4 protein-coding genes are annotated in these 6,120 nt (G+C 32.3%); 1 reads left to right on the top strand and 3 read right to left on the bottom strand.

Features of this window, described 5'->3' with window-relative positions:
* Together ACMOUI_RS03115 and ACMOUI_RS03110 are read right to left on the bottom strand one after the other, a co-directional pair.
* A partial coding sequence (locus ACMOUI_RS03115; RefSeq protein WP_418964287.1) for a sulfatase-like hydrolase/transferase occupies window positions 1-1,388 on the bottom strand: 1,388 nt, incomplete at its 3' end.
* A 16-nt stretch (window positions 1,389-1,404) separates the two neighbouring features.
* Complete coding sequence (locus ACMOUI_RS03110) at window positions 1,405-2,124, bottom strand: GntR family transcriptional regulator (protein WP_418964286.1); 720 nt, start codon at window positions 2,122-2,124, stop codon at window positions 1,405-1,407.
* A gap of 242 nt (window positions 2,125-2,366) precedes the next feature.
* Between ACMOUI_RS03110 and ACMOUI_RS03105 the strand changes: the two genes are divergently transcribed.
* The gene (locus ACMOUI_RS03105) at window positions 2,367-4,097 is read left to right on the top strand and encodes a solute:sodium symporter family transporter (RefSeq protein ID WP_418964285.1); all 1,731 of its coding nucleotides are present in this window, start codon (window positions 2,367-2,369) and stop codon (window positions 4,095-4,097) included.
* A 43-nt stretch (window positions 4,098-4,140) separates the two neighbouring features.
* Here ACMOUI_RS03105 and ACMOUI_RS03100 read toward each other — a convergent pair whose 3' ends face one another.
* The gene (locus ACMOUI_RS03100) at window positions 4,141-6,042 is read right to left on the bottom strand and encodes a PTS fructose transporter subunit EIIC (RefSeq protein WP_418964284.1); all 1,902 of its coding nucleotides are present in this window, start codon (window positions 6,040-6,042) and stop codon (window positions 4,141-4,143) included.
* Window positions 6,043-6,120: the final 78 nt, after the last annotated feature.

Genomic DNA, 6,120 nt, shown 5'->3' with positions numbered 1-6,120 from the left:
CCATAAAGCTCTTTTAACATCTGTTTTTTAAGAACTTTAAAGTTTTCATCATAAAATAGATTATTTATCTCTTCAGGGTCATTTTCTAAGTCATAAAGTTCACATAGGTCAGTGGCATTAAAAACTACCTTATATCTCTCATTTCTCCACATTCTTTGCTCGAAAGATACAAAGTGCCCAGAGAGTTGACCTAAAATCCCTTTTCTTTTTTCATAGGGCTTATCTCTTAGTAGTGGGAGAAGAGATTTACCATCAAAGAAATCGGGATAAGTGCCATTGATAAGGTCGCTACATGAAGGAGTTAAATCATGCAAATAGACCATAGAATTTTCTCTATCCCCTTTTCTAGGAGATTTTGGATCTTTTATAATCATAGGTATTCTATAAGTAGTTTCAAACATAAACTCACCCTTTTCAATCATCTTATGGGCACCCATAGCATCTCCATGATCGGCAGTAACAGTTAAGAATAGATCCTCATAGAGTCCCTCATCCTTTAGGAATTGGAAGAAATCTCCAAGAGCATCATCAATAAGAGTTATATATCCCCAAAATTTAGTTATAACCTCTTTCCATCTATCCTCACTGGCATCCCACATACCCCACATTTTAGAGATGCTTTTATAATGATTAGGCTTGTTTATTAGAGGTTCATAAAAGCTTTTATCAAGAGTGACATCATCAGGATTATACATAGAGTAATAAGGCTCTGGAACTACACATGGAGTGTGAGGTCCCCAGAAGTTCATCCAAATAAAAAATGGTTTTCCCTCCTTTTTGGCTTGTAAAATCTCTTTTTTAGCTTCATCAACTACGAAAAATGGAAGTGTAGCCTCTTTTGGACAATGAAGTTTTCCACAAAGTTCTTGAACTCTAAGGTGAGGATTTTCTCCAAAGTATTCGTCAGTGACTCTAGGTGTTTCAAACCCTTTTTCCTCTAACCATTTAACGTATCTATCCTCTTTTTTAGGTCCTTGATCAAAAACCATATTTTCATAGACATGGCTTCCAGGATAGCCATATCCATCAAAATTATGTCCAATAAATCCAAAATCTTTAGGTAAAACATTTCCACCAACATGCCATTTACCAATATATAATTTCTTATGATTCTCTAAAGTTGAGATAATATTTGGATTGTTTAAACTGGGGTCCTGTACCTCTGCTTTTTCCACATTTCTTATTATTTTATGATTTGTGGGCATTTGACCTGTAAAAAGAGAGGTTCTAGCAGGGCAGCAAACAGAAGCTGGTGTGTATGCTCTATCAAAGATAACTCCCTCTTCAGCTAATCTGTCTATATTAGGTGTTTTAACAACTTTATGTCCATAACATCCCAACATATCAGTTCGAATTTGATCCAATAAAATAATTGCTATATTCTCCATCTAATCCTCCAAAAATTTATTTTTTATACTCAGTGGTATATATAAAACGATCCCCTCGTATATATGCTAAGGTATATTCAAAAATTCTATTTTCAAACCACAGTTTTTTTTCAACTTCCATACCTAAGTTACAATTTTTAATTTTCATAACTCTTTGTAAATCTTCAGTTAAAATACATGGTCTAAATTTTTCAACCCCTTTTTCAAAAGTTACTCCATATTTTTTTTCTAAAATATCATAGAGTTTTTTATCAGATAAATCTATTTTTTCTAATCCTTGAACTTTATCAGCTAGAAAATGGATTTTTTCATAGAGTATAGGTTCATTATCAGCATATCTAATCCACTCGATAATAAGTATTTTCTCATTGGATACTTCCATTTTTTCCTGTATATCCTCTGTTGGAGAGAAGATTCCAATAGATAGAATTTTAGAGTATGGTGTCTTGCCGGAATTTTTAATATCATCAAAAAGTTTATTTAATCCAGACTTATTTTGAACAATGGGAAATGGTGTAACAAATGTTCCCTTTCCTCTAAACTTTTGTATAAGGTTATCCTGTTCAAGTTTTTCTAGGGCTTTACGAACAGTTATTCTACTAACAGAATAGGTTTCACATAGCTGCATCTCAGTGGGCAACTTTTCAAACTCTTTTATTCTACCTTTTTGAATACTTTTTTTTAACTCTTTATAAATTTTTTCATAGTTACTGTTATTTTCCTTTATTTTACTCACCTCGAGTATTAGAATTTGTATTATTTGTTATGCTCATTTTTTATCATATAAATGATTTTTTTTCAAGAATTATTTGTTTTTTATTAACATAACAAATATAACAACTTAATAGAAAGTAAGTAGTTATTATATAGAGTGAAATATAACATATTTTGCAAAAAAATAGTGGTTAAATTTAAAATATTGTTTGTTTTCTAAAAAAAATGTATAAATAGAGTAATAACAAATGGGAGGTGTATAGTATGTTAATGACAATTTTAAGTTTTATATTTGTCACAGCATTAATCGGTTTCATATCTTATTTAAAAACTAAAGATGAGGAGCACTCAGCACAGGGATATTTTTTGGCAGGTAGGGGACTGTCAGGAGTAGTCATAGGGTTTTCAATGGTATTGACTAGTTTATCAACGGAGCAACTAATTGGGACAAATGCTTCAGCCTATATAAGTAATTTCTCAATTATGGCATGGACTGTTCAGTCAGTTATTCCACTTTGTGTATTGGCACTATATCTATTACCAAGATATTTAAAAGGTGGTTTTACAACAATTCCAGAATTCTTTGAAGCTAGATATGATAAACAAACAAGACAGATGATGTCCTTTCTTTTCATGGTGGGATATACATTTATTTTAATTCCAGGTGCACTGTATTCAGGAGCGATAGCTTTTTCACAGATGTTTGATATACCTAATCTTTTCAATATAAGTTTTAGTATGTCTATCTGGGTTATTGTATGGTTAATCGGAGTTATTGGGGGAATATATGCTATTTTTGGAGGATTAAAAGCGGTAGCAGTATCAGATACTCTAAATGGATTAGCACTTATTATAGGTGGAGCTATGATTCCATTCTTTGCACTTAAATATCTTGGAGATGGAAGTATATTAGAGGGAGTTAGTAAGATAACAACAACTCATTATGATAAGTTAAATGCTTGGGGTGCTGCAACTGACCCAGTTCCTTGGACTACAATATTCACGGGTATAATGATTGTAAACTTCTTTTACTGGGCCACAAACCAAGCGATTATTCAAAGAGCATTGGGAGCTAAGAGTTTAGCTGAGGGACAAAAGGGGATTTTAATAGCTGGAGTATTTCTACTTACATTACCATTTATGCTTAATCTTCCGGGGTTGGTCTCTTTTCATATATTTGGAGGTTCTTTAAGCAATATAGACTTAGCCTATCCGACTCTTGTGAGAGAGGTTTTACCAAAACCATTGTTGGGATTTTTTACAGCGTGCCTATTTGGGGCAATATTAAGCACCTTTAATTCATTCTTAAATAGTGCAGCAACACTATTCTGTTATGATTTTTATAAACCAATATTTAAAAAGAATATTTCAGATGATGATTTAATAAGAGTGGCTAAAATATCTGGAACAATAATAGCTATTATATCTATGATTATTGCTCCTATGTTACAATCGGGATCAGATGGATTATTTTTACTATTAAAAAGATTTGCTGGATTTTTTAATATTCCTATAATTGCACTTGTAGCAGTAGGTTTTTTAAATAAAACAATAAATGGTTTAGCGGCAAGAATAACCGTAACAGCTCATGTTATTCTATATTTTTCTTTGGTTTGGATATTTAAAATAAATTTAAATTTTGTACATGTAATGGGAGGTCTATTTGTATTTGATATACTGCTTATGATTGGATTAGGGAGTTTTATGAAAAGAGAAACTCTTTATGAATTACCAAAAGAAAATAAATCTCATGTGGATCTATCAAATTGGAAATATGCATTTCCAGTATCCTATATATTGATATTGGGCTTAGCATATGTATATACAGTTTTATCTAAAATGGGATTGGCAGGAGGAAACTCTTTGACAACAATCAATATAATCTACTCTATTCTTGCAATAGGGGGAATATTTATGATTATGAAATCCAAATCTTCTATTAAAGATAGTTCCACTAAAAGGGATAGAGTATCTTTAGAGGAAAATAATATATAAAAAAAAGAGGTCAACTATATCTCGATAGTTGACCTTTTTTAGTCTAAATTTTTAGACTGTCCTCTATTAATTTTTTAGGGTCTTGAATTGCTAACTTTGTTTTAACATCCAATGTTTTTATATTTTTAAATCTCTGTGGCTCTTTTATAGCAACATCATGTGCGAAAATTACAACCTTAGCGTTTTCAATATCTTTTTGTGTAATTCTATTTACAATACCATTAGCTCCTTGAGTTTCAACCTTTATTTTAATACCCATTTTAGCTGCAGTTTTCTCAAGAGCTTTAGCTGCTAAGAAAGTGTGAGCAACTCCAGAAGGACAAGATGTTATAGCCAAGACATCAGCCTCTCCTTCATCCACAACAGCATCATAGTTTAACTCTTCCATCTCCTCTTCCAATGTTTCTGGAGCAACAGGTTTTAAAGTATTAACAATTAAAGCTGTAGTTAAAGCACCTAAAATAGTTCCAAGTATGTATCCAAATTTACCATCTACAACTGGAAGAACAATCCAACCTCCCCAAGGGGCATGGTTAATAGAGTTCATTAAAAATCCTACAATGTTTCCAACAATACCACCAGCAACTATAGCAGGTAAAACTCTCATAGGGTCTGCAGCAGCAAATGGAATAGCTCCTTCACTAATTCCAATTAGTCCCATTATAGCAGCCGCTTTACCAGCTTCTTTTTCATCTTTTGTATATTTTTTGGGAGATAAGAAAGTAGCTAAAGCCATTCCAAGGGGAGGGGTACAAATAGCTATTCCAACTCCACCCATTAACCAAGGTTGAGTATCAACTTGAGTTTGAGCAAAAAGTGTAGCTACTTTGTTAATAGGACCTCCCATATCAAAGGCAGTCATACCACCCAATATGGCTCCAAGTGCTATTTTACCACTACCTGCCATACTAGCAAGCCATGTATTCATACTTGTCATCATAGCAGCTATTGGAATACCAATTCCCCACATTACAATACCACACACAATAAAAGTACCAATCAATGGATAGATAAATATTGAACCTAAAGATTTCATACTATCTGGAAGTTTTATTTTTTTAAGAAGATTTATAATAAAACCAGCTATAAATCCCACGATAATAGCACCTAAGAATCCAGTTTTATAGTTTTGAACAGCTATCCATGAACCGATCATACCAGGTGCTAATCCCGGCTTATCAGCGATAGAGTAAGCTATGTATCCACCAAGAACAGCTGTGAAAAGAGTAAGTCCAGCTATACCCATATCAGCCATATCTTTTAGAAAACCAGTTTCTGGAACAGCTCCCTTTCCAGATATCATAACAGCAAGAGATAATAGAACTCCACCTGCAACAATAAATGGAATCATATGTGAAGTTCCAAAAAGAAGATGTTCTTTTAATCTATTGAGATGAAATTTAAAAGATTGCTTCTCCTTAGAGGAAGTTGAGATGTTGTTTTCAAGATTCTTATTAGTTTCATCAAAAGATGTAGTGGTTGATTTATCATTTTTTAAAATAATATTTAGAAAATCCTCTTTATTTTTTGCTTGTCTAAGAGACTCTATAAATCCATCCTCCATAAAAAGAGTTGTAAGGTTTGAAAGAACCTCAATATGAGTTGTTCCTTTTTCTGAATCTGGAATAGCTATTAAAAAGACAAGATCAACTTCATTATCTTCATCTACAGATTCCCAATCTTTAATCTTATTTTTTAGTCTTGCTGCAGCTATCTTAGGTATTTTTACAGAGTGTGATTTTCCATGGGGAATAGCCAATCCATCTTCCAATCCAGTGGGAGATTTACTCTCTCTGATTAAAACGGCTTCTAGAAACTCATTTCTATCAGTTAAAGCGCCATTTTTATCAAGCAAATCTACTAATTTTTCAATTACATCATTTTTATTTTGAGACTCTAAGTCCAAAATAATTAAATTATTATCAATTAAATTATTGAAATTCATAAAATCTACCTCCTAAGTTTTGTTGTAAACTTTCTGTTTAATTGTATAGTATCAAAAGATGTACCTAAAGAATAGAAT

It is taken from the genome of Cetobacterium sp. (assembly GCF_048470075.1).
Classification (GTDB): domain Bacteria; phylum Fusobacteriota; class Fusobacteriia; order Fusobacteriales; family Fusobacteriaceae; genus Cetobacterium_A.
This window is presented reverse-complemented; position numbering and strand designations above follow the sequence as displayed.

Excerpts from the sequence above, each read along its gene's own strand:
- ACMOUI_RS03100 (WP_418964284.1), bottom strand. The coding sequence starts at position 6,042 with ATGAATTTCAATAATTTAATTGATAATAATTTAATTATTTTGGACTTA.
- ACMOUI_RS03105 (WP_418964285.1), top strand. The coding sequence starts at position 2,367 with ATGTTAATGACAATTTTAAGTTTTATATTTGTCACAGCATTAATCGGT.